The organism is Microbacterium dauci (assembly GCF_030065535.1).
GTDB lineage: Bacteria > Actinomycetota > Actinomycetes > Actinomycetales > Microbacteriaceae > Microbacterium > Microbacterium dauci.
Genome location: NZ_JASJND010000004.1, coordinates 199,228 through 218,297, shown reverse-complemented (window position 1 = coordinate 218,297; position 19,070 = coordinate 199,228). Strand labels below are relative to the sequence as shown.

The 19,070-nt window shown below is 71.0% G+C and carries 19 protein-coding genes; 4 read left to right on the top strand and 15 right to left on the bottom strand.

Going from position 1 to position 19,070, the window contains the following annotated elements; genetic code table 11:
- Positions 1-51: 51 nt before the first annotated feature.
- The 7 genes from QNI14_RS06005 to QNI14_RS05975 all read right to left on the bottom strand — a co-directional run bounded on the left by QNI14_RS06005 (position 52) and on the right by QNI14_RS05975 (position 6,442).
- On the bottom strand, positions 52-351 hold the full coding sequence (locus QNI14_RS06005) for a hypothetical protein (RefSeq protein ID WP_283715536.1): 300 nt from the start codon (positions 349-351) through the stop codon (positions 52-54).
- Between the two features lie 9 nt (positions 352-360).
- On the bottom strand, positions 361-1,149 hold the full coding sequence (locus QNI14_RS06000; protein ID WP_283715535.1) for a hypothetical protein: 789 nt from the start codon (positions 1,147-1,149) through the stop codon (positions 361-363).
- Between the two features lie 9 nt (positions 1,150-1,158).
- Positions 1,159-2,031 (bottom strand): hypothetical protein, encoded by an 873-nt coding sequence (locus QNI14_RS05995; protein ID WP_283715534.1) that lies wholly within the window; start codon positions 2,029-2,031, stop codon positions 1,159-1,161.
- A 321-nt stretch (positions 2,032-2,352) separates the two neighbouring features.
- On the bottom strand, positions 2,353-2,487 hold the full coding sequence (locus QNI14_RS05990; RefSeq protein WP_283715533.1) for a hypothetical protein: 135 nt from the start codon (positions 2,485-2,487) through the stop codon (positions 2,353-2,355).
- The gene (gene purL, locus QNI14_RS05985; protein WP_283715532.1) at positions 2,484-4,802 is read right to left on the bottom strand and encodes a phosphoribosylformylglycinamidine synthase subunit PurL; all 2,319 of its coding nucleotides are present in this window, start codon (positions 4,800-4,802) and stop codon (positions 2,484-2,486) included. Before purL ends, QNI14_RS05990 begins: the two co-directional genes overlap by 4 nt.
- Before the next feature lie 91 nt (positions 4,803-4,893).
- Complete coding sequence (locus QNI14_RS05980; protein WP_283715531.1) at positions 4,894-5,121, bottom strand: hypothetical protein; 228 nt, start codon at positions 5,119-5,121, stop codon at positions 4,894-4,896.
- A gap of 82 nt (positions 5,122-5,203) precedes the next feature.
- Positions 5,204-6,442, bottom strand: coding sequence for an amidohydrolase (locus QNI14_RS05975; protein WP_283715530.1), 1,239 nt, complete (start codon positions 6,440-6,442; stop codon positions 5,204-5,206).
- A gap of 142 nt (positions 6,443-6,584) precedes the next feature.
- Between QNI14_RS05975 and QNI14_RS05970 the strand changes: the two genes are divergently transcribed.
- The 3 genes from QNI14_RS05970 to QNI14_RS05960 all read left to right on the top strand — a co-directional run bounded on the left by QNI14_RS05970 (position 6,585) and on the right by QNI14_RS05960 (position 8,424).
- Entirely contained in the window at positions 6,585-6,932 is a 348-nt protein-coding gene (locus tag QNI14_RS05970) for a TraR/DksA family transcriptional regulator (protein ID WP_283715529.1), read from the top strand.
- A 113-nt stretch (positions 6,933-7,045) separates the two neighbouring features.
- The gene (locus QNI14_RS05965; protein ID WP_283715528.1) at positions 7,046-7,393 is read left to right on the top strand and encodes an ArsR/SmtB family transcription factor; all 348 of its coding nucleotides are present in this window, start codon (positions 7,046-7,048) and stop codon (positions 7,391-7,393) included.
- Between the two features lie 50 nt (positions 7,394-7,443).
- Positions 7,444-8,424, top strand: coding sequence for an SRPBCC family protein (locus tag QNI14_RS05960; protein ID WP_283715527.1), 981 nt, complete (start codon positions 7,444-7,446; stop codon positions 8,422-8,424).
- Between the two features lie 97 nt (positions 8,425-8,521).
- On the opposite strand, the gene sufU is transcribed toward QNI14_RS05960, so the two are convergent.
- The 3 genes from sufU to QNI14_RS05945 all read right to left on the bottom strand — a co-directional run bounded on the left by sufU (position 8,522) and on the right by QNI14_RS05945 (position 11,110).
- Entirely contained in the window at positions 8,522-8,983 is a 462-nt protein-coding gene (gene sufU, locus QNI14_RS05955) for a Fe-S cluster assembly sulfur transfer protein SufU (RefSeq protein ID WP_283715526.1), read from the bottom strand.
- A complete protein-coding gene (locus tag QNI14_RS05950) occupies positions 8,980-10,257 on the bottom strand; it encodes a SufS family cysteine desulfurase (RefSeq protein WP_283715827.1) in 1,278 nt (425 codons plus the stop codon). The genes sufU and QNI14_RS05950 overlap by 4 nt, the downstream gene beginning before the upstream one ends.
- A gap of 109 nt (positions 10,258-10,366) precedes the next feature.
- On the bottom strand, positions 10,367-11,110 hold the full coding sequence (locus tag QNI14_RS05945; RefSeq protein WP_283715525.1) for a hypothetical protein: 744 nt from the start codon (positions 11,108-11,110) through the stop codon (positions 10,367-10,369).
- A gap of 83 nt (positions 11,111-11,193) precedes the next feature.
- Between QNI14_RS05945 and QNI14_RS05940 the strand changes: the two genes are divergently transcribed.
- Positions 11,194-12,135 (top strand): hypothetical protein, encoded by a 942-nt coding sequence (locus tag QNI14_RS05940; RefSeq protein WP_283715524.1) that lies wholly within the window; start codon positions 11,194-11,196, stop codon positions 12,133-12,135.
- Positions 12,136-12,210: 75 nt separating this feature from the next.
- Here the strand turns inward: QNI14_RS05940 and QNI14_RS05935 are convergent, their stop codons facing one another.
- The 5 genes from QNI14_RS05935 to QNI14_RS05915 form a co-directional block, all read right to left on the bottom strand.
- The gene (locus tag QNI14_RS05935; protein ID WP_283715523.1) at positions 12,211-14,259 is read right to left on the bottom strand and encodes an APC family permease; all 2,049 of its coding nucleotides are present in this window, start codon (positions 14,257-14,259) and stop codon (positions 12,211-12,213) included.
- A 61-nt stretch (positions 14,260-14,320) separates the two neighbouring features.
- Positions 14,321-15,088 (bottom strand): hypothetical protein, encoded by a 768-nt coding sequence (locus QNI14_RS05930; protein ID WP_283715522.1) that lies wholly within the window; start codon positions 15,086-15,088, stop codon positions 14,321-14,323.
- Positions 15,085-16,299: an amidohydrolase gene (locus tag QNI14_RS05925; protein ID WP_283715521.1), complete on the bottom strand. Its 1,215-nt coding sequence runs from the start codon at positions 16,297-16,299 to the stop codon at positions 15,085-15,087. Before QNI14_RS05925 ends, QNI14_RS05930 begins: the two co-directional genes overlap by 4 nt.
- Before the next feature lie 62 nt (positions 16,300-16,361).
- Entirely contained in the window at positions 16,362-17,360 is a 999-nt protein-coding gene (locus QNI14_RS05920) for a LacI family DNA-binding transcriptional regulator (protein ID WP_283715520.1), read from the bottom strand.
- A 1-nt stretch (position 17,361) separates the two neighbouring features.
- Complete coding sequence (locus tag QNI14_RS05915) at positions 17,362-19,017, bottom strand: glycoside hydrolase family 13 protein (RefSeq protein ID WP_283715519.1); 1,656 nt, start codon at positions 19,015-19,017, stop codon at positions 17,362-17,364.
- Positions 19,018-19,070: the final 53 nt, after the last annotated feature.

The window sequence follows — 19,070 nt, the reverse complement described above, 5'->3', positions numbered from 1 at the left end:
CCGCTCGAGGGGGATTCGGCTTCGGCCGGGTCCCCTTCGTCGTGTTGGAACTCAGGCGACGACGCCGAAGAAGCCGATGAGCTGCACCGCGCCCTCGTAACCGCGGAGCGCGATGATCAGGACGGCGGGGACGAGTGGGAGCAGCAGCATCCACAGCCGGAAGCCGCCGCTGGATTCCTCGCGGCGGAGCAGCCACCCCTGCACGACGAGGATTACCGCGACCAGGCACAGCATCACCGCGACCGCGACGGTCACCGCGAAGAAGCACAGCGGGATCGCGATCACGACGGCGGCGAGGGCGCCGAACATCTTCGACGATGCGGTCGGGCTCGCGGGGGCGGGGGTACTCACCCCGAAAGCCTACGCGTGGGCGCCGGGCTCAGCGGTGCGGCCGGGGTCGGCGGGGTGCGGCACCGTGGTGCCGGGTGGCGGCGGGGTCGTCGACGGCCTGCCGGCGGGGAGCTCGCGCGCGACCTTCTTTTCGAGCACCTCGACGGCCTCGTCCGACAGGGCGATGAGCCCGTCGATCTCCTCGCGCACCCGCTGGTACGCGACGTGCCGCTCGGCGGGCGTCGCCGCCTGGTCGGTCGCCACCGCGAGCAGGCGCGACGCCGTCGCGAGACGCTTGCGCTCGGAGTCGGTGAACCCGGAGTCGCGGACCCGTCGCGCCTCGTGCTCGGCGAGGTCGAACGCCACCTCGAACTCGGTCACGGCCTTGCGGTACTCCGTCACCTGCTCGGGGGTCGGCTTCGCGCCGTCCGCCGGGCGTGCACGATCGGCGACCTTCTTCGCGCGCAGGAATCCCGCCGTCAGCGGGTCTCGCCCGTCGCTCATCGACGGGAACGCGATGAGCTTCGCCACATCGAGCTCGTAGTCGAGCCAGCGCTTCACGACCTCGTCGTGCACCGCGCGGAGGTCGTCGAGCTGCGCCGGCAGCGTATCGGCCGGAGCGGATGCCTCGGATGCCGCGGCAGCGCCGACCCCGCGCTTGGCGGCTGTGAGCTCCGCCTTCGCCCGGATCACCTCGAGCCGCTGCTGATGCCGCCGCTTCGCGTTCTTCGTCCACGCGTTGCCGGCGGCGGAGGCGAGACCGAACATCGGAAACACCAACCACCAATAGGTGCCCGCGAACGTCCAGAATGCTTCCACGGGTTCAGCCTATTTGCCGGGCCGGTCTCGGCGGTCACGGTGGGCATCGAGTGCGGATGCCGCGGCCTCGGCCGCCCGCGCCAGCCCTTCCGCCGAGCGGGTGATCGCCTCCGTCGCGGTGGTCGTCCATCGCTGCGTCATCGTCGGCGGCTCAGGCGGTGCGTCGTCGGGACGTCGACCCGCGAGGCGCCAGGCCTCGTGCTCCGCCGCGTCGAACGCCCGCGCGAGGCGGTCGACGACGCCGCGGTAGGCGGTGTAGTCCGCGGGGGAGACGCGGGTGCGCGGCGTCGCCGGGCGGAGCGTGCGCGCCTCGGCGTCGAGCCGCAGGAACTCTGCGGTGGTCGGTACGCGCGCGTCGCTCATCGCGGGGAAGGCGATGCGGCGCGCGGCATCCGTCTCGTACTCGATCCACCGCGCCGCGACCGCATCGTGCGCGGCCATCGTGCGTGCGAGTGGCAGGTGCACGGGGTCGGTGCCGCGGGCGGGGACGGCGGCGCGCTCGACCCCGATGCGGGCGCGGGCGACGCGGATGTGCGCGGCCGCCGCGGTGCGGGCGCGAGCTGCGACGTCGAGCGCGCGGCGCGCGGCATGCACGTCGGCGGCGGTGGCCTTGCCGGCGGCGCGTTCGGCTTCGACCCGGGCCACCTCAGCCTGCGCGACCTTCGCCGACGCGCGGGCGGTGATGCTGTCGGTGCGCGCCTGCTGCAGCTCGAGCCGCGCGGCGGTCACCCCGAGTCGGCGGGCTTTCGTGGAGCGGCTGCGGCGCACGCCGAGCACCCCGGCCGCGCCGGCGCCGGCTGCGGCGGGTGCGATCCACCAGAACTCGACCAGCGCGGCCCCGAATGCGACGACCCAGGGCGTTCCGAAGGTCCAGGGCTCCACCCCGCCATGCTAACCGGCCCCGCCGCGCGGGCGCTCGGGTGCGGCATCCGCTGGTCGCCTCTTGACCGCGAGACAGCAGTGGCAGCCCGAGACGTTGGTCTGTTGTCAACGTCTCGGGCTGTGCGCGCAGTCTCGCGGCGCGGCGCCGCGGCGCGGCATCCGGGCGAGGGAACATCTGGCGGACGAGGGAACGGTTGCGGCCCGTACTCTCGGCGCGGAAGTGTTCTCTCGCGGTCAGGGTGGGGCGAGCGGATGCCGCGGGCGTGCCCGCCGCTGGCGTGGCCGCCGCGGGCGTGGCCGCCGCGGGCCGCACCGCGCGCGTCAGCCGAAGAGGAGGCTCAGCACCGTGGCGCCGCCGCCGACGAGCACCATCGCGATGATCACGACCCACGCGACGACGCGGGTGCGGGCGCGCCGCTTGCCCGCGAACTCCGCGTATTCGGGGTCGTCGGTCATGCAGGCACCTCGTCGACGATCGGTCCGAAGGCAGCCGGGAGGGTCGCCTTCGAGATGCCGCGCAGCTCGGATGCCGCGAGCGTGAACACACCCTGCACCTCGAGCTCGGCCTCGCCGCTCGCGGGCGCGTCGGTGACGCCGATGCGAAGCACCGGGTAGCCGCGTCCCTCGCAGAGACCGCGGAACTTCACGTCCTCTTCGCGGGGCACCGACACGATGACGCGGCCGGTCGACTCGCTGAACAGTGCGGTGGCGGCATCCACACCGTCACGCTCCATGATCTCGCGGAGCCAGACGCGGGCACCGACGCCGAAGCGCATGACCGCCTCGGCCAGCGCCTGCGCGAGACCACCCGACGACAGGTCGTGCGCGCTCGAGACGAGCATCTCGTCGCGCGCCGCCTGCAGCAGGCCCGCGAGGGTCTTCTCGCCGGCCAGGTCGACCTTGGGCGGGCGTCCGCCGAGGTGACCGTGCACGGTGCCGGCCCACGCCGAGCCGTCGAGCTCGGTGGACGTCGTCCCGAGCAGGTAGATGTTCTCGCCGGCATCCTGCCAGCCGCTCGGAATGCGGCGGGCGACGTCGTCGATGATGCCGAGGACGCCCACGACCGGGGTCGGGAAGATCGGCTGGTCGCCGGTCTGGTTGTAGAACGACACGTTGCCGCCGGTGACCGGCACGCCGAGCTCGAAGCAGGCGTCGGCGAGGCCGTCGACGGCCTGCCCGAACTGCCACATCACCTCGGGGTTCTCGGGGCTGCCGAAGTTCAGGCAGTCCGTGACGGCGGTCGGCACGGCGCCGGTGACGGCGACGTTGCGGTACGCCTCGGCGAGGGCCAGCTGCGCACCCGCGTACGGGTCGAGCTGGCAGTAGCGGCCGTTGCAGTCGGTCGCGATCGCGAAGCCGAGGCCCGACTCCTCGTCGACGCGGATCATGCCGGCGTCGTCGGGGAAGCTGAGCGCGGTGTTGCCCATGACGTAGTAGTCGTACTGGTTGGTGATCCAGGACGTGTCGGCGAGGTTCGGGCTGCCGAGCAGCTGCAGGAACTGCGCGCGCAGGGTGTCGGGGTCATCGCTCCGCTCCAGAGCGGATGCCGAGTCCTCACGCAGCGCGTCGATCCAGGTCGGGTACGCGACGGGGCGCTCGTAGACGGGGCCGTCGACCGCGACGGTCGAGGGGTCGACGTCGACGATCTGCTCGCCGTGCCAGAAGATCTGCAGGCGGCCGTCGCCGGTGACCTCACCGAGGACGCTCGTCTCGACGTCCCACTTCTCGACGACGGCGAGGAAGGCGCCCAGCTTCTCGGGAGCGACGATCGCCATCATGCGCTCCTGGCTCTCGCTCATGAGGATCTCCTCCGGCGTGAGCGACGGGTCGCGCAGCAGCACGTTCTCAAGGTCGACGCGCATGCCCGAGCCGCCGTTCGCGGCGAGCTCGCTCGTGGCGCACGAGATGCCCGCGGCGCCGAGGTCCTGGATGGCTTCGACGAGCTCGCCCTTGTACAGCTCGAGGCAGCACTCGATGAGCACCTTCTCGGCGAACGGGTCGCCGACCTGCACAGCGGGGCGCTTGGTGGGTCCGCCGTCGGCGAAGGTGTCGGATGCCAGGATCGAGGCGCCGCCGATGCCGTCGCCGCCCGTGCGGGCGCCGAACAGGACGACCTTGTTGCCCGTGCCGGTCGCGTTGGCGAGCTTGATGTCTTCGTGGCGCATGACGCCGACCGCGAGGGCGTTCACGAGCGGGTTGCCCTGGTAGACGGCGTCGAAGACCGTCTCGCCGCCGATGTTGGGCAGGCCGAGGCAGTTGCCGTAGAAGCTGATGCCCGAGACGACGCCGTGCACGACGCGCGCGGTGTCGGGGTTGTCGATCGCGCCGAAGCGGAGCTGGTCCATGACGGCGACCGGGCGCGCGCCCATCGAGATGATGTCGCGGACGATGCCGCCGACGCCGGTCGCGGCACCCTGGAACGGCTCGATGTAGCTGGGGTGGTTGTGCGACTCGACCTTGAAGGTGACCGCCCAGCCCTCGCCCACGTCGACGACGCCGGCGTTCTGCCCCATGCCGACCATGAGGCGATCCTTCATCTCGTCCGAGACCTTCTGCCCGAAGCGGCGCAGGTAGATCTTCGACGACTTGTAGGAGCAGTGCTCGCTCCACATGACGGAGTACATCGCCAGCTCGCCCGAGGTGGGGCGGCGGCCGAGGATCTCGCGGATGCGGTCGTACTCGTCGGCCTTGAGGCCGAGCGCGCCGTACGGCTGCTCCTTCTCCGGCGTGTCGACGGCGTTCTGGACGGTATCTGCGACGGGGGTGCTCACGCGGCTGGGCTCCAAGACTCGGGATGCCGGGGGATACCGGCCAGTCTAGTTCCCGGGGCTCACTCGCCGTGCGCGTCGAGTGGATGCCGCGTCAGGCGCCCCGCGCGTCTTCGTCGGGGACTTCTGACTCGACGACACCGATGCCGACCGCGTGATGTGACTTGCCGTCGTCGGAGGGGTCCTCGCCGCCGTCGGATGCCTTCGGTTCTTCGCCGGGGTCCTTCGCCGTGCTCGGCTCCTCGAGTTCCTCGGTGTCGGGCTCGCGGTCGTCGTCCTGGGGTGCGGTGTCTGGTGCGTGCTCGGGGGTGCTGTCGCTCATGCCACCACCCTGCGCCGCGGCAGCGTGCCATGGCGATGGGGTTGACGGGGCGGCATCCGCTGGTCTCGCGTGCCGACCGCGCTCAGCTGCGCCAGGAGGTGCGGCCGAACCGCTCCCAGCGTTCCACCACGCGCGGGGTGACGTCTTCGGCCCCAGTGGGTTCGACGACGTCGCGGCCGCCGATGAACACGCGCTCCACGCGCGAGTCGATCGCGAGCGGATCGCCCGACCACACCACGATGTCCGCGTCGCGGCCGGCCTCGAGCGCGCCGACCCGGTCGTCGAGCCGGAGGATCGCGGCCGGGTTGACGGTCAACGCCTCGAGCGCGATCTTCGGGTCGAGCCCTTCGCTCACGGCGAGGATCGCCTGCAGGCGGAGCTGGTCGATCGGCACGACGGGGTGGTCGGTCGTGATCGCCACGGTCACGCCGGCCTCGGCGATGAGCGCGAGGTTCCCGATGCCGCGGTCGCGCAGTTCCACCTTCGATCGCGAGGTGAGCATCGGTCCGAAGATCACGGGGATGCCCTTCTCGGCGAGCACGTCGGCGATCTTGTGGCCCTCGGTGCCGTGGTTGACGACGAGCCGGTATCCGAACTCCTCGGCGAGGCGGATGGCCGTGGCGATGTCGTCGTGGCGATGGCAGTGCTGATCCCAGGCGAGGTCGCCGTCAAGGACCGCGGCGAGGGTCTCGTGCGTGAGATCGCGGTCGAACGGCTCGCCCTTCGAGGCCGCCGCTGCGCGCTTCTCGGCGTACGTGCGCGCGCCGACGAACGCCTCGCGGAGGACCGCGGCCACGCCGAGCCGCGTTGAGGGCGTCTGCTTCTTCTCGCCGTAGACGCGCTTCGGGTTCTCGCCCAGCGCCGACTTCACGGACACATCGGCCCGCAGCACCTGCTCGTCAACGGTGCGACCGCCCCAGGTCTTGATCGCGACCGTGCGCCCGCCGATGGGGTTTCCCGAGCCGGGCTTGATGACGGCGGTGGTCACACCGCCGCGCAGTGCGTCACGGAAGCCGACCTCTTCGATGTCGATGCCGTCGAGGGCGCGAAAGCGTGCGCCGTTCGGATCGGTCATCTCGTTGGTGTCGTTGCCCGACCAGCCCTCGCCGTCCTCGTGGACGCCCAGGTGACCGTGCGCCTCGACGAGCCCCGGGAGCACCCAGCTTCCGGTCGCGTCGACGACGCGTGCGCCGTCGGGGATCGCGATGTCCGCCCCGACCGCGGTGATGACGCCGTCGACGGCGATCACCGTCCCGCCTTCGATCGGGTCGCCCACGACGGGGACGACGTGACCACCGGTGATCGCCAGGATGTCAGCCATGCGTTCCAGCCTAAGCACCCGCACCCATGCCGCGGCATCCCTCTGCCCAGTCCGTATACGCACGACTTTCGGCGTTATCGCGGCGCCCGAAAGCGCAGAAGTCGTGCGTAAACGGACGGGAGGGGACGCATACGCTGGGGGCGTGCCCGCAGACGACCCCGCCGCGCGGCTCGCGGAACGCGAGCGAGAGCTGACTGCGCTGCTCGCTCGGCTCGACGCGGACGACGCATCGCTGAGGGCCGACCGAGCGGATGCCACGGCCGACGACGAGCACGATCCTGAGGGGTCGACGCTGTCGGGGGAGTGGCAGCGGGTCGCGGCGGTCCGCTCGGCGACCGCGCGGGAGCTCGACGACGTCCGTGCGGCGCTCGCGCTCGTCGAGGCGGGGACGTACGGCGTATGCGAGCACTGCGGGAACCCCATTCCGGCCGCCCGGCTCGAGGCGCGTCCGCAGGCCACGCGGTGCGTCGCCTGTGCGGCGCTCGGCTGAGCTCGCGGCATCCGCTCGACGCGAGCAAGGCAGCGTCGGCGATCGTTCGGGAAGAGAGGTCTTGACGCGCGTCACGTCCGAATCTAACGTACAACCAAATGGTTGTAGAAAAGATGCCCCAGCAGAGCGAGCTGACCGATGAGCAGATCGACCGGGTGTTCCACGCCCTCGCGACCGCCACGCGGCGCGACATCCTGCGCCGCACGATCGAGCGCGAGCAGTCCGTCTCGACCCTCGCGGCCGAGTACGACATGTCGTTCGCGGCAGTGCAGAAGCACGTCGCCGTGCTCGAAGCGGCCTCCCTCATCATCAAGCGCGCCGAGGGGCGCGAGCGACTCGTCCGGGCGGACCCGGCCATGATCGCCCGCGCGAAGGCGCTGCTCGCCCGCTACGAGGAACTCTGGCGCGCACGCATCGACCGCCTCGACGCCCTGCTCGCCGAACCCGACGACCACACCTGAACACATCCGACCGCAGACCACGCAGCATCCATCCGACGAAGGAGAAGGACATGCCCGTCACCGACATCACCACCGACCCCGAGGCGCTCACCATGACCCTCACCGCCGATCTCGACGCCCCCGTCGACCGGCTCTGGCGCGCCTTCACCCAGCCGCGTCAGCTCGAGCGCTTCTGGGGTCCCCCGGGATGGCCGGCCACCTTCACCGCCTTCGACTTCACCGTCGGCGGGCATGCGCACTACGCCATGACGAGCCCGCGGGGTGAGACCTCCCGCGGCACCTGGGAGTTCGTCGCCATCGATGAGGGCCGCAGCTTCGAGGTCATCGACGCGTTCGCCGACGCCGATGGGCGGCCGCTCGCGGACTTCCCCTCGATGCGGATGGTGTTCTCGTTCGACGAGACCCCGGGAGGCTCGCGCCTGTCGAACGTGACGTACTTCACCTCGGCGGAGGCGCTGGAGCAGGTCGTCGCCATGGGCGCCGTCGAGGGGTCGCGCCTCGCGATGTCGCAGCTCGACGCGGTGCTCCACGACCTCCGCGAGTATTCGAAGGGCAAGGGGACCGTCGTCGAGCTGCTCGACGACACCCACGTCCGCATCACCCGGCTCGTGGAGGGTTCACGCGAGCTCGTCTGGCGCGCGCATCACGAGTCCGAGCTGCTGCGGAAGTGGCTGCTCGGCCCAGACGGATGGGTGATGACCGCCGCGGAGCCCGCGAACGAGGTGGGCGCGCAGTACCGGTACGCCTGGGAGCAGGAGGGTCAGCCCGAGACCGCCTTCGGCTTCGAGGGCGAAGCCGTGCTAGTAGACGCGCCGCGTCGCACGGTGACGACCGAGAAGATGTCGGGGATGGAGGGGCCTTCGACCCTCAACGACCTGCAGCTCTACGAGGAGAACGGCGCGACCCTCCTCACCCTTCTCATCGAGTACCCCGACAAGGAGACCCGCGACATGATCCTCGCCACCGGCATGTCCGACGGCATGGAAGCCTCGTACGCGCGGCTCGAGGAGACGGTGCTGCAGACGACTTGACGCCGTGGCATCCGCTCGCCGGCAGTGTGGACGGATGCCGCAACGCTGCCGGCGTCGCGCGACGGGCGCGCGAGCGGCAGGCGGCCGGCACCGCGGGTCAGGCGCGGGCGAGGGCGTCCTCGAGGGCGACCCAGGCGAGCATCGCGCACTTCACGCGGGCGGAGAACTTCGAGACGCCCGAGAGTGCGGCGGCATCCGCGTACGTCTCCTCGTCGAGGGGGATCGTGCCCCGCGACCGCAGCGCCTCGCGGAAGCCCTCGATGAGCCGGTCGACGTCGGCGCGGGCGAGGCCCGTCTCACCGCCGTCCTCCTCGACGAGGGCGGCCAGCATCGAGGCCGACGCCTGCGAGATCGAGCAGCCCGAGCCCTCCCAGGTCACATCGAGAAGGTGCTCGCCGCTGTCGTCGACGTGCGCGCGCAGCGTGATGTCGTCGCCGCACATCGGGTTGTGCTGGTGCGAGCTCGCGGTGCGCCCCTCTTCGGGCCCGAGCCCGCTGCCGCGCGGATGCTTCGAGTGGTCGAGGATGAGCTCCTGGTAGAGCGAGTCGAGACCGTTCATGCGTTCACTCCGAAGTAGGGACGGATGCCGCTGACCGCGTCGAGCAACGCATCGACGTCGTCCTCGGTGTTGTAGAGCGCGAGCGAGGCGCGCACCGACGCGGTGATGCCGAAGCGGCGGTGCAGGGGAGCTGCGCAGTGATGGCCGACGCGGACGGCGATGCCCTGCGCGTCGAGGAACTGCCCGGCGTCGTGTGCGTGCACGCCGTCGACGTCGAACGACCACAGGCCCACACGCTCCGCCCCCGGTGCGTCGCCGAGGAGGCGGATGCCGGGGATCTGCACGAGCCCTTCGCGCATGCGCGCGGCGAGGCGTGCCTCGTGCGCGTGGATCGCGTCGATGCCGGCGTCCTGGATGTACGTCACCGCGGCGGCGAGACCGACGGCGGGGCCGATCGGCTGGGTGCCGGCCTCGAACCGCTGCGGCGGCGGGAGGTAGCCGGCCTCGTCGAGCGTCACGGTCGTGATCATCGACCCGCCGGTGAGGAACGGCGGCAGGGTCTCGAGCACGTCGCTGCGCCCATACAGGCCGCCGACGCCGTAGGGGCCGAGCATCTTGTGGCCGCTGAACACCGCGAGGTCGACGCCGAGCGCGGGCAGGTCGAGCCGCAGATGCGGTGCCGACTGGCAGGCGTCCAGCACGGTGAGGGCGCCGACCCGCTGCGCGAGGGCGACGAGATCCTCGACAGGGTTGATGATGCCGAGCACGTTCGAGACGTGCGTGAACGCGACGATGCGCGTGCGCTCGCTGATGACCTCGGCCGCGGCATCCATGTCCAGCGTGCCGTCGTCGTGTGCCGGGATGTGGCGGAGCACCGCGCCGGTACGGGCGGCGAGCTCCTGCCAGGGAATGAGGTTCGCGTGGTGCTCGATCTCGGTGGTCACGATCTCGTCGCCGGGCGCGAGGGCGAACCGAGCGGATGCCGGGGCTCCCCGCCCCGCCGTCGCGTTGCCGATCGCGTACGCGACGAGGTTGATCCCGAGGGTCGCGCCGCTGATCCAGACGAGTTGTTCCGGGCGGGCGCCGACGAAGCCGGCGACGACCGCGCGCGCGTCTTCGAAGTGGTCGGTCGCCTCTGCGGCGAGGGTGTGCGCGCCGCGGTGGACGGCCGCGTTCGCGCCGGTGAGGAAGTCGTATTCCGCCTGCAGTACCTGACGGGGCCGCTGACTCGTCGCGCCGGAGTCGAGGTACACGAGCGGATGCCCGTTCACCTGCTGCTGCAGGATCGGGAAGTCCGCACGCAGCGCCGCGGCGTCGAGCGTCGCAGGCGTCATCGTCGCGGACCTCGCGGTGTCGGGCAGGGCGGGAAGACTCACCCCTCTAGGCTACGCCGGTGCAGGCGGGCCGGGTCGGTCGTGACCGGGGCTGCGGCAGCGGCCGTCGTCAGAGTTCGGAGTACGGCAGATAGATGATCTCGTAGACCGCGCCGTCTTCCTCGGCGCCGATCGCCAGCGCGTACTCCCCGTTGACGACTTCGGGCGCGCTGAAACCATTGCGCTCCGACTCGAGGAAGAGGCGGACCGTCCCGTCACTACGCTCGAACTCCGAGTCGGGCTCAAGGGCGCGGACCTCTTCGATGCTCGACCCGATCACGAGATTGAACTCGGCCACGAGCGCTACCCCGTTCTCGCGCTCGGCGGTGATGACGGCGTAAGACGGCTGAACATACTCCGCGCGCGGCTTGCCGTCTTCGGTCTCCACCATGTCGCGGAGCTCGAACCCGCCCCATCGGTACGACGTGTAGTCGGGGAAATGCGTCCCGTCGCCCTCGAGGACTGACTCCTCCGGAGCCGAGCCGAATGCGTCGGTCAGTGCGTCGACGGCGGATGCCGCATCATCGTGCCACCGGTAGGTGAACAGGTCCGACCCGTCGTCGCCGACGAGGGTGAAGCCGGTCGCCGCCATCGCGACCTCGCTCGCTGCGGGCGCGACCGTCGGCGTGGGGCTCGGCGTCGGCGGAGGGTTCGGTGCCGCTGACGGCGTCACGCTGGGTGACGTCGGTTCTGACGGCGACGCAGCAGGCTCACCTGGCCGCGTCAGCAGCACCACCATCACGACGACTGCGGCCACCGCGAGCACCCCCGCGACGATCAAGACGGGCAGCAGCGCTTTCGGACGTTCCCCCATACGCGGAAGTCTGACAGGGCGAGTGCCACGGTCGCGCCGTTGCGACGGGATCGTTATCGCGGCGACCTGACACGATGGTCCTCATGAGAGCCCAGACACCGTCCGACGCCCTCCGCGATGCCGCCGCCGCCCGCACCCGCCGCGACCAGCTGACGGTGCAGGCCGCCGCAGCCGGCGAGCTCGTCGCCCGCCGCGAGCGTGAAGCTGCCGACCTGCAGCAGCGCGTCCAGGGCGAGGCCACCGACGTCGCGAAGCTCGAGCGGCTCTCGCCCGCGCAGCTCTGGGCGAGCCTGCGCGGCGACCTCGACGACCGCCTCGCGGTCGAGCGCGCCGAGCATCTCGCGGCCCAGCAGGCCGCCGCCGGCGGTCAGGAACGACTCGCCGCAGCCCAGCACGACCTCGACCGGCTCACCGCCGCGATCGTGGATCTCGGTGACGTGGATGCCGCGTTCGCAGCGGCGCTCGCCGCGCGAGCCGAGCAGGTGCGCGGCGGCGGGAGCGCGGCATCCGAGGAACTCATCGCGATCGACACGCAGCTCGGCGCGCTCGCCGGCGAGGGCATCGAGATCTCCGAGGCGCAGCTCGCGCTCGCGGTGACGCAGCAGGCGCTGGGCCTGGCGCAGCAGGCGCTCGACTCGGCGGGCGGCTGGTCGACGTACGACACCTTCTTCGGTGGCGGGATGATCGCCGACCTCATGAAGCACGACCGCATCTCGAGGTCGGCCCAGGCCTTCGCCGCCGTCAACCGCTCGCTCGAGCACCTCGCGACCGAGCTCGCCGACCTCGGCGCGGCACCGGTTGAGGCCGTGCAGATCTCCGACTCGCTCGCCGTTTTCGACGTGCTGTTCGACAACATCTTCAGCGACTGGATGGTGCGTGAGCGGATCGCGAATGCCGCCCACGAGGCCAACCTCCTGGGCGAACGCCTCGCGCTCCTCGACGCCGACCTGGTGGGCCGCCACGACGGCCTTATCGAACGCCGCGGCTGGCTCATCGAGCGCCGCGAGGAGCTGCTCCTCGCTTGACTTGTCCGTTTACGCACGGTTTCCGGTGTTACGCGACCTGCCGAAGCACCCGAAACCGTGCGTAAACGGAGTGGGTCAGTTCTCGGCGTGCTCCACCAGCCCGAAGTGGGGCTGCTGGCGGCCACCGCGGTCGTCACCCGGCAGCGGGCGTGACCGTCGCCCGTAGATGATCTCCGACGAGTCGAGCAGCCACGGAACGAGCGTCACGGTCACGCCGTGCACGAGCATCAGCTGGTGCGCGATGCGCTTCGCCCGCCGGTTGTGCAGCGGCGCCTCCCACCAGTGGCCGACGATGTACTGCGGCAGGTAGACCGTCACCACGGCCGGACCGTGCTTCTCGCGGTACTTCTGGATGAAGCCGATGAGGGGTGCCGCGTAGTGGCGGTACGGCGAGTCGATGACCACGAGGGGCACCGGCACCTCGTGCACCTCCCAGTCGGCCTGCAGTTCAGCGATGTCGTCGTTCGTGACCGCGACGTGCACGGCGAGCGTCTTGTCGTGCTTCGCCGCGAGCGCGTAGTCGATCGCCTTCGCGACGGGCTTCTGCAGCCTGCCGACGAGGACGATCGCGAGGTCGCCGGTCGCGCCGTAGCGCACCGTGTCATCCATCGCGATCTCGTGCTCGACGTCGCGGTAGTACCGGTTCACGCCGATCATCAGGAACGACAGCAACGGGATCAGCAGGAACACGAGCCATGCGCCGTGGGTGAACTTCGTCACGGTGACGATGAGCAGCACCGTCACGGTGAACGCGGCACCGACCCCGTTGATGATGAGGCCAGTGGATGCCGCGCGTTTGGCGGCGGCATCCGTCCGGCAGAAGCGGATCTCGCGCCGCCAGTGCCGCACCATGCCCAGCTGCCCGAGCGAGAACGACACGAAGACGCCGATGATGTACAGCTGGATCAGCGTCGTGAGATCGGCCTGGAAGATCACGAGGACCGCGATCGCGGCGGCGCCGAGGATCACCATCCCGTTCGAGAAGACGAGGCGGTCGCCGCGCGAGTTCAGCGCCTTCGGTGCGTAACCGTCGCGGGCGAGCACGGCCCCGAGCAGCGGGAAGCCGTTGAACGCGGTGTTCGCCGCGAGCAGCAGCACGCACGCCGTCGCCGCCTGCACGAGGTAGAACAACGGTGACGTGCCGCCGAAGGTGGCGGCCGCGACCTGGGCCATGAGGCTCGGCTGCGGGCCCGAGGTGCAGTCGAAGCCGACGAGGTGGCACGGGTCCTCGGCGTAGTGGACGCCCGCGACGAGGGCGAGTGCCGTGAGTCCGGCGAAGAGCATGACGGCGATCGTGCCCATCAGTACGAGGGTCGCCTGGGCGTTGCGCACCTTCGGCGCGCGGAACGCGGGCACGCCGTTGCTCACCGCTTCGACGCCGGTGAGTGCGGAGCATCCGCTCGAGAAGGCGCGCAGAAGCAGCAGCAGCACCGCGACCTGCGAGAGGTTCTCGGCTTCGACCGCGAACTCCGCACTCGACGCGACGGGCGGGTCGCCGAGTGCCCAGCGGATGAGGCCGGTGACGATCATGAGCGCGACCGAACCGATGAAGACGTACGTCGGGATCGCGAACGCCTGCGAGGCCTCGCGCACACCGCGGAGATTCACGATGACGAGGAGGATGACGAAGCCGATCGCGAGCTCCACGCGCCACGGGTCGAGAAACGGCAGCGCGGAGATGATGTTGTCGACGCCCGACGAGACCGACACTGCGACCGTCAGGACGTAGTCGACGAGGAGCGCCGAACCCACGACGACGCCGGCCTTCTCGCCGAGGTTCACGCGCGCGACCTCGTAGTCGCCGCCGCCCGACGGGTAGGCCTTGATGAGCTGCCGGTAGCTGAGCACGACGACCGTCAGCAGGACGACGACGGCGAGAGCGATCGGTGGCGCGAACGCGAGGAACGCGGTGCCGCCGATCATCAGGATCATCAGCAGTTCCTGCGGTGCGTACGCCACCGAGGACAGTGCGTCGGACGCGAAGATCGGCAGGGCGCGCTTCTTGGGAAGCAGCTGCTCGTCGAGCTCCTCGGAGGTGAGGGGATCGCCGATCAGGATGCGTTTGGCGATGGGCGTGGCGGCCGGTTCGGGGTCGCGACTTTCAGGAGTCACGGCGGGCGACATTACGCCTGCCGCGAACCCTTGCGCAACATGGGCTGTGCGCGTTTCTGCCGCGGGTGCCGGCTTACTGCCCCCGCGCGCGGAAGGTGTAGGTGACGGATGCCACGGTCTGCGCCGATCCGTCCGATTCGACGAAGGCGTTGAAGGCGCGCTTGCCGTCGTTGTAGAAGGTGCCACGGCCGTTCCCGAGCACGATCCGCACCCGTCCGTCGGAGAGCTCGACCTCGTCGGTGGGGTCGAGCCCACGGACCTTGTCCATCGAGTCGCCGACGACGACACCGAACTCGTCGACGATGCCGACGTCGGCCGGGGTGGTTCCGGTGATCGCGACGTAGGTCGGCGCCGGAACCTCGTCGCGCGAGCGTCCGCCGTCGCCGAGGAAGACGTCGTAGAGGCGGAAGCCCTCCCAGGCGTAGATGTCGTAGGCCCAGTTCTCGGCGTCGCCGTTCTGGAAGTCCTCGGTGGGCGCTTCGCCGAACAGTTCGGTGAGGGCTTCGATGACGGGCGCCGAGTCGTCGGCCCAGGCGTGCGTGAGCTCGGTGCCGTCGGCCTGCGTGATGGTGAGTCCGAGACCGTTCACCGCGACCTGCGCCGTCGGCGGCGGTGCCTCGGTCTCCTCCGGAGCCGACTCCTGCGGTGCGGGCTGCTCGGGCTCGGGCTGTCCGGGTGCCGGCACTGGCGGCGCCGCGGCGTCACCGTTCGGGCGGGTGACGAGCAGCACGAGCGCGATGATGACCGCGACGGCGAGGATACCCGCGACGATGCCGAGGATGAGCGGCGTGCGGTCCGACTCTCCCTGCGGCTCATCGATGATGTCGAGCGGTTTCGTCATGCCAGGAACTCCCGTGCGGCGACCGTGAGCGCGTCGACGCCACGCTCGATCGTGGGGTGCAGGATCGGCGCGAAGAACGGCGAATGGTTCGTGGGGATGTCGCGCGCGACCGTGCCCGCGGCGACCGCCTCGGCGTACTGCTGCGGGTCGACGCCGCCCCAGAACCAGTACACGAGGGGCACGCCGGCCTCGCGGGCGAACCATGAGACATCCTCGCTGCCGGTGAACATCCCGGGGTCGATGACGGTGCCGTCGCCGAAGGCGCGGTCGAACGCCGCGGTCACCTTCGCGGTCGCCGCGTGATCGTTGATCGTCGGGGGGAGGGTGTGCTGCGTCGTGATGACGGGCTCCTGCTCCGCGCCGGATGCCATCGCCTCGGCCCGCACGATGCGCTCGACGCGGGCGAGGACGTCGGCCCGCGCGTCGTCGTCGGGGTAGCGGAGGCTGAGCTCGAGTGTCGCCTCGGCCGGGATGATGTTGTTCTTGAGGCCGGCATGGATCGAGCCGACGGTGACGACCGCCATCTCGCGGGGGTCGATCTCGCGCGACACCACGGTTTGCAGGCGCATCACGGTGGCCGCCGCCATGACCACGGGGTCGATCGTCGAGTGCGGGCGTGAGCCGTGGCCGCCGCGTCCGAGCAGCTTCACGGTGAGGCCGTCCGAGGCCGCCATCTGCGTGCCCGGGCGGACGCCGATCGTGCCGGCCGGGAGCGGGGTGAGGTGCTGACCGAGCACGATGTCGGGCTTCGGGAACCGGTCGAAGACGCCGTCGGCGATCATCGCCTGCGCTCCCGCGCCGTACTCTTCGGCGGGCTGGAAGACGGCGACGACCGTCCCCGACCACTCCTCGCGGGTGGCCTGCAGTCGCTCGAGCGCGCCTAGCAGTGCGGTGACGTGCATGTCGTGGCCGCACGCGTGCATGACGGGCACGTCGGTGCCGGCAGGATCGACGCCGCGCGCGGTGCTCGCGTAGGAAAGGCCCGTCTGTTCCTCGACGGGGAGCCCGTCCATGTCGGCGCGCAGCCAGATGACCGGACCCGACCCGTTGCGGATCGCGGTGATGACGCCGGTGCGGCCGACGCCCTCCTCGAACTCGAGGCCCATCTCGGCGAGTTCACGCGTCACGACACCGGCGGTGCGGGTCTCCTGGAAGGAGAGCTCCGGGTGCCGGTGCAGGTCGAGGTAGAGCGCTTCGAGGTCGAGGGTCATGCCTCCGAGCCTACGGGGAGCGCCCTGAACTCCGCCCGCGAGCCACTCCTCGCGCGGCCGGTTCAGTGTGCGGGTGCGGCGGTGGAGGCGCGGACGACGAGCTCGAAGGGGAGCGCCGCGTCGGCGGCATCCGCACCGTCTTCGACCACCCCGAGGATCGTCGCGGCGGCGCGCTCGCCCTGTGCGTGCGGGAACTGCGCGACCGTCGTCAGCCCGAAGAAGTCGCCCATCTCGTGGCCGTCGACGCCGACGACCGAGAGGTCGTGGGGGATGTCGAGTCCTCGCTCGCGAGCGGCGAAGATCGCGCCGAACGCCATCTCGTCGGATGCCGCGAAGATCGCCGTCGGCGGTTCATCGAGGTCGAGCACCTCGCCCGCGGCGCGGTGGCCGTCCTCGAGGGTGAGATCGGCCGGACGGAACAGCGCCGTCGCGTCACCGACATCGGCCATCGCCGCCTCGAACCCGCGGCGCCGCAGCGACGGGGTGTCGAAGCCCGGGTCGCCGTCACGGCTGTAGCCGATGTGCGCAATGCGCCGGTGCCCGAGCGCGAGCAGATGCTCGGTCGCCAGTCGTGCGATGGCCGTGTCGTCGATGCGCAGCACCGGCAGTCGCCCACTCGTCGCGCCGAGCCCGACCACGGGAAGCTCGAGCGCCAGCAGTCGGTCGAGCTCGTCTTCGGCGAGCTGCAGCGAGAGGACGATGAGCCCGTCGACGCGGCCGCGGCGGAGCGAGACGTCGAGCACGTTCGCTCGCTGCGCGGGGTCGTCACTCATGCTGTAGAGCGTCACGTCGTAGCCGCGTGCGGCGAGCGTCTCGGCGATGCCGTCGATGACGTTCGCGTAGAACCACCGGTCGAGCAGTGGCACGACGACGCCGATGTTCGACGTCCGTCCCGTCGCGAGGGTCGATGCCGCCGACGAGACGACGTAGCCGAGGTCGGCTGCCGCGGCGCGCACGCGGGCGCGGGTCGCATCCGAGATGCGTCCGCGCCCGCTGAGCGCGCGCGACACCGTCGCCGCCGAGACACCGGCGGCGGCGGCGACGTCGTCGATGCCCGCCACGTCAGTCGGTGGCGAGCCAGACCGTCGTGTCGGCGGGCAGCTCGGTGCCCTCGAACGCGGTGCTCGCGACGAGGAGCGTCGCCTTCGGCAGCGCGACGGGCGCGGTGCCGAGGTTCGTGATGACGGTGACATCGCCGTTGCGGACGGCGATCACGTCGTCGCCGTAGCCCTCGAGCCACTCGAGCGTGCCGGTGCCGAGGTCGTGGCTGCGACGCGTCGCGAGCAGGCTCCGGTACAGCCACAGGGTCGACTCCGGGTCGCCCTCGAGGGTGTCGGCGGCGTAGGCGGTCCAGTCCGCGGGCTGCGGCAGCCAGCTCTCGCCGGTCGGGCTGAACCCGAACGCGGCATCCGCTGCCGTCCAGGGCAGCGGCACGCGGCACCCGTCGCGGCCGTAGCGCTCGCCGTTGGTGCGGAACCAGGTCGGGTCCTCGCGGACGTCGTCGGGCAGGTCCATCGCCTCGGGCAGGCCGAGCTCTTCGCCCTGGTAGATGTATGCCGAGCCGGGGAGGGCGAGCATGAGCGCCGTCGCCGCGCGGGCGCGTCGGACGCCTGCGACAGGGTCGGGCTTGCCGGGGGTCTTGGGGCCGACGCCGTGCCCCTGCGGGTGTCCGGTCATCGCGAGGCGGGTGGCGTGACGCACCACGTCGTGGTTCGAGAGCACCCAGGTCGCCGGAGCGCCGACCGCGGGGAAGGCCCGCAGCGACTCGCGGATGACCTCGCTGAGCTCGGCGGCATCCCACTCGCTCATCGCGTACGGGAAGTTGAACGCCTGGTGCATCTCGTCGGAGCGCACCCAGAGCGCCGTCTCGTCGACGGTCGGCAGCCACGCCTCGGCGCAGAGCGCGCGGTCGCCGTCGTACTCGGCGAGCACGCGGTGCCAGTCGCGCCAGATGTCGTGGACGCCCTCCTGGCCCCAGTACGGCACCGGCTCTTCGCCGCCCATGGAGTCGCCGTCGACCGGCGGCGTGTAGTCGGGCAGACCCTCGGCTTTGACGAGCCCGTGCGCGACGTCGACGCGGAAGCCGTCGACACCTCGGTCGAGCCAGAACCGCAGCACGCCGCGGAACTCCTCCTTGACCTCGTCATTCGACCAGTCGAAGTCGGGCTGCGACGCGTCGAAGATGTGGAGGTACCACTGGCCGTCCTCAACCCGAGTCCATGCGGGACCGCCGAAGACCGACTCCCAGTTGTTCGGGGGCAGCTCGCCGTGCTCGCCCTTGCCGTCGCGGAACATGTAGCGCGCGCGCTCCGGGCTGCCGGGCGCTGCGGCCAGTGCCGCCTGGAACCAGACGTGCTGGTCCGAGGAGTGGTTAGGGACGAGGTCGACGATGACCCGGATGCCGCGAGCGTGCGCCGCCTCGAGCATGTCGTCGAAGTCGGCGAGCGTGCCGAACAGCGGGTCGACGTCGCGGTAGTCGGCGACGTCGTACCCCGCATCCTTCTGCGGGGAGGTGAAGAACGGGCTGAGCCACACGGCGTCGACGCCGAGGGACGCGAGGTGGTCGAGGCGCGAGGTGATGCCCGGCAGGTCGCCGATGCCGTCGCCCGACGCGTCCGAGAACGAGCGGGGGTAGATCTGGTAGATGACGGCGGTGCGCCACCACTCGGCGCCGGGGCGGGTCTCGCTGAGCGGGGTCGAGATCGAGGTCGAGGTCATGCGCGTCAGCCTAGCGCAAGCGCTTGCGCAGCGCAGGCGGACTTCTCGGCGCG